The sequence below is a fragment of the Pseudomonas sp. EGD-AK9 genome (genome assembly GCF_000465935.2).
Lineage (GTDB): Bacteria > Pseudomonadota > Gammaproteobacteria > Pseudomonadales > Pseudomonadaceae > Aquipseudomonas.
The window spans coordinates 1-4,068 of the sequence record NZ_AVOF01000291.1 but is presented as its reverse complement, the minus strand read 5'-3'; the positions used below and the strand labels follow the sequence as shown (position 1 = coordinate 4,068).

Sequence of the window (4,068 nt, the reverse complement as noted above, 5' to 3'; positions counted from 1 at the left end):
GCGGGCATCGACGCGAAGGTTCGGGGCGACGGTCGCCCTGTGATTCAGTTCACACTTGACCGTATTGTTGGCCGTGACGCAACCAGCGCTCCAGCAACGGCGCGACATGCTGCGGCCAGCGCTCCAGCAGGGCGGCGGCGGCGTCGCGCACGGCCGGCAGCAGGTCGGCGTCGCGCATCAGGTCGGCCACCTTGAACTGCAGCAGACCGGTCTGCCGGGTGCCGAGCATCTCGCCCGGTCCGCGCAGCTCCAGGTCCTTCTCGGCGATGACGAAACCGTCGGTGGTCTCGCGCATGATGCCCAAGCGTTCGCGGCCCAGTTGCGACAGCGGCGCGTGGTAGAGCAGCACGCAGTGGCTGGCGGCGCTGCCGCGACCGACCCGCCCGCGCAGCTGGTGCAGTTGCGCCAAGCCCAATCTTTCCGGGTTCTCGATAATCATCAGGCTGGCATTGGGCACGTCGACGCCCACCTCGATCACCGTGGTGGCCACCAGCAGCTGCAGCCGGCCTAGCTTGAATTCGTCCATCACCGCGGCCTTCTCGGCCGGTTTCATGCGCCCGTGGATCAACCCCACGCGCAGCTCGCCCAGCGCACTGGAGAGCTCCTCGAAGCTGGTCTCGGCGGCCTGGCAGGTGAGTTCCTCGGATTCCTCGATCAGGGTGCACACCCAGTAGGCCTGGCGCCCCTGCTGGCAGGCACTGCGCACGCGCTCGACCACCTCGTCGCGGCGGCTGTCGGCGATCACCAGGGTGTTGACCGGGGTGCGCCCCGGCGGCAGCTCGTCGAGGATCGAGGTGTCCAGGTCGGCGTAGGCGCTCATCGCCAGCGTGCGCGGGATGGGTGTGGCGGTCATGATCAGCTGGTGCGGGCAGAGCCGGCCGTCGATGCCCTTCCGGCGCAGGGCCAGGCGCTGCTGCACGCCGAAGCGGTGCTGCTCGTCGATGATCACCAGCGCCAGGCGCTTGAACCGTACTTCGTCCTGGAACAGCGCATGGGTGCCGACCACCATCGGGCAGCCCGCGGCTATCTGTTCCAGCGCGGCCGCGCGGGCCTTGCCCTTGAGCTTGCCGGCCAGCCAGGCGACGTCCAGGCCGAGCGGCGCCAGCCACTTGCTGAAGTTGAGAAAGTGCTGCTCGGCGAGAATCTCGGTCGGCGCCATCAGCGCCACCTGATAGCCGGCCTCCAGCGCCTGCAGCGCGGCCAGGGCGGCGACCACTGTCTTGCCGGCGCCGACGTCGCCCTGCACCAGGCGCAGCATGGGTTCGCTTTGCGCCAGGTCGTAGGCGATCTCGGCGCCGACCCGCTGCTGCGCGCCGGTGGGGGCGAAACCGAGGTTGGCGAGGTACTGCTGTGGCAGTCTTTTCGCCGGCGGCAGGGCCGGCGCCTGCTGCGCGCGCACCTGCTCGCGCAGGCGTTGCAGCGACAGCTGGTGGGTCAGCAGCTCCTCGAAGGCCAGCCGGTGCTGGGCCCAGTGGCGGCCCTCGGCGAGCTCCTCGACATCGGCGTCCGGCGGTGGCCGGTGCAGGTAGCGGATGGCATCGCTCAGCGGCGCCAGGCGGTAGTCGCGGGCCAGCTCGTCGGGCAGCCAGTCCGGCAGGCTGTGCGGGCCGAGGCGGGCCAGGGCCAGTTGGCTCAGGCTGCGCAGGCGCTGCTGGGTGAGGCCCTCGGTGGTCGGGTAGATGGGCGTCAGGCTCTGTTCCACCGGGGCCGGCTCGTCGCCGCTCTGCGCGCGGTATTCCGGGTGGTAGATCTCCAGGCCGGTGGCGCCGGGGCGTACTTCACCGTAGCAGCGCAGCGCGGTGCCGCGCTTGAGGCCGTCGCGCTGCGCCTGGCTGAAGTGGAAGAAACGCAGGCTCAGCGTGCCGCTGCCGTCCTGCAGACGCACCAGCAGGCTGCGGCGCCGGCCCATGACCACGTCGGCACCGGCGACGATGCCTTCGACCACCGCATCCTGCCCAGGGCGCAACGCGCCGATGGGGGTGATGCGGGTGCGATCCTGATAGCGCAGCGGCAGGTGGAACAGCACGTCCTGCAGGTTTTCCAGGCCGACCTTGGCCAGCTTCTCGGCCAGGGCCGCACCCACGCCCTTGAGCGCGGTGACGGAAACCGTCGCCAACTCGGTCATGCTGCGACCTCAGGCGCTCTTGGCCTGCGGGTTGCGGGCGACCGAGCAGAGGCGGATGGAGTCGGCCAGCACTTCGATGGCGTTGGGCCGCGGGAAGCTGGCGCGCCAGGCGATGGCCACGGTGCGGAAGGGTACCGGCGCGCTGAGCGGACGCACCTCGATCACGCCGGGCGCGTAGTGGTGGCTGTCCACCGCGGAGAACGGCAGGATCGACACGCCGAGGCCGGAGGCGACCATATGGCGGATGGTCTCCAGCGAGCTGGATTCCACCGTGGTGTGCTTGCCGTGGTCGTCGCCGCCTTTGCGCAGGGTCGGGCAGGCCTCCAGCACCTGGTCGCGGAAGCAGTGGCCCTCGCCGAGCAGCAGCAGGCTCTTGTCGTTGAGCAGCTTGGTGTCGATGGTGTCCATCGCCGCCCAGGGGTGGCCGGCTGGCAGCAGGGCGTAGAACGGCTCGTCGTACAGCGGCTTGGTCAGCACATCGGCTTCCTGGAACGGCAGGGCGATGATGATGGCGTCCAGCTCGCCGGTGCGCAGCTTGTCGCGCAGGATATGGGTGAAGTTTTCCTCGATATACAGCGGCATGTCCGGGGCGACCCGGTGCAGCTGCGGAATCAGGTGGGGGAACAGGTAGGGGCCGACGGTGTAGATGGCGCCGATCTTCAGCGGTGCGGCCAGCTGGTTCTTGCCGGCCTGGGCCAGTTCGCGGATACCCTGGGCCTGCTCCAGCACCTTCTGCGCCTGGGTGACGATGCCCTCGCCGACCGGCGTCAGGCGTACCGCGCTCTTGCTGCGCTCGAAGATCAGCACGCCGAGCTCGTCTTCCAGCTTCTTCACCCCGACCGACAGGGTCGGCTGGCTGACGTGGCAGCGCTCGGCGGCGCGGCCGAAGTGCTGTTCCTGGGCGAGGGTGACGATATAGCGCAGTTCGGTGAGGGTCATAGTGTTTATCCATTAAGTTGCCGACAAGCATAGCCTTTGCATACGAATGAACCAACCGGGCCAACAGGCTGTTTAAAAACTATCTGCGTTGTCATCGCTGCGTTAAAAACAGGCTCAAAATGCTCATTTACAGCTCGTAAACTCCGTTTTTTCGTCTGTTTTTGCCTTGCGCTGACTGCCTCGCCGACGTTTTTAAACGGCCTGTTACACTGCGCCTTCGCACAAATCTCGGGGAGAAAAGCATGTCCGCATGCAACAGCCTGCTGATCGCCGGGTGCGGCGACGTCGGCACCCGTCTCGGCCTGCGCCTGGCCGAAGCCGGTTGGCGGGTGCACGGCCTGCGCCGTACGGTGGCGCAGTTGCCCGCCGCCATCGCGCCGGTGGCCGGAGATCTGCACGCAGACGCCTGCCCGGCGGCCTGGCCGCCGGGCGAGCTGGATTACCTGGTGTATTGCGCGGCGGCCAGCCAGCACGACGAGGCCGGCTATCGCGCCGCCTATGTCGACGGCCTGCGGCACGTGCTGGCCTGGCTGGCACAGCACGGCCAACGCCCGCGGCGCATCCTGTTCGCCTCCAGCAGCGGGGTGTACGGGCAGCAGCAGGGCGAGTGGGTCGACGAGGAATCGCCGGCCGAGGCGCAGAGCTATTCGGCGCGGATCATGCGCGAGGCCGAGCAACTGGCACTGGGCAGCGGCCTGCCGGCCAGCGTGGTGCGCCTGACCGGCCTCTACGGCCCTGGCCGCGAGTGGCTGCTGAGCCAGGTGCGCGGCGGTTATCGGGTCAGCGAGACGCCGCCGCTGTACGGCAATCGCATTCATGTGGATGACGCAGCGGGGCTGTTCGCCACGCTGCTGCAGGCGGACGCCGCGGGTGCGCCCTTGGCCGACTGCTACCTGGGCGTCGACGACGAGCCGGCGCCGCTGCACGAGGTGGTGGCCTGGCTGCGCGCGCAACTGGGCGTCAGCCACTGGAGCGACGAGCAGCGCGTGCGCCGCGCCGGCAGC

The 4,068-nt window shown here is 69.0% G+C and carries 3 protein-coding genes; 1 reads left to right on the top strand and 2 read right to left on the bottom strand.

The window, feature by feature from the left end:
* Positions 1 to 49: 49 nt before the first annotated feature.
* Entirely contained in the window at positions 50 to 2,125 is a 2,076-nt protein-coding gene (gene recG / locus N878_RS14155; protein WP_021444297.1) for an ATP-dependent DNA helicase RecG, read from the bottom strand.
* Between the two features lie 9 nt (positions 2,126 to 2,134).
* Positions 2,135 to 3,064, bottom strand: coding sequence for a hydrogen peroxide-inducible genes activator (locus N878_RS14150; protein WP_021444296.1), 930 nt, complete (start codon positions 3,062 to 3,064; stop codon positions 2,135 to 2,137).
* A gap of 242 nt (positions 3,065 to 3,306) precedes the next feature.
* Here N878_RS14150 and N878_RS14145 point away from each other — a divergent pair.
* Positions 3,307 to 4,068, top strand: a 762-nt coding sequence (locus N878_RS14145; protein ID WP_021444295.1) for an NAD-dependent epimerase/dehydratase family protein, incomplete at its 3' end; no start/stop codon positions are given.

Coding starts and splice junctions, on each gene's coding strand:
- recG (WP_021444297.1), bottom strand. CDS start 2,125: ATGACCGAGTTGGCGACGGTTTCCGTCACCGCGCTCAAGGGCGTGGGT.
- N878_RS14150 (WP_021444296.1), bottom strand. CDS start 3,064: ATGACCCTCACCGAACTGCGCTATATCGTCACCCTCGCCCAGGAACAG.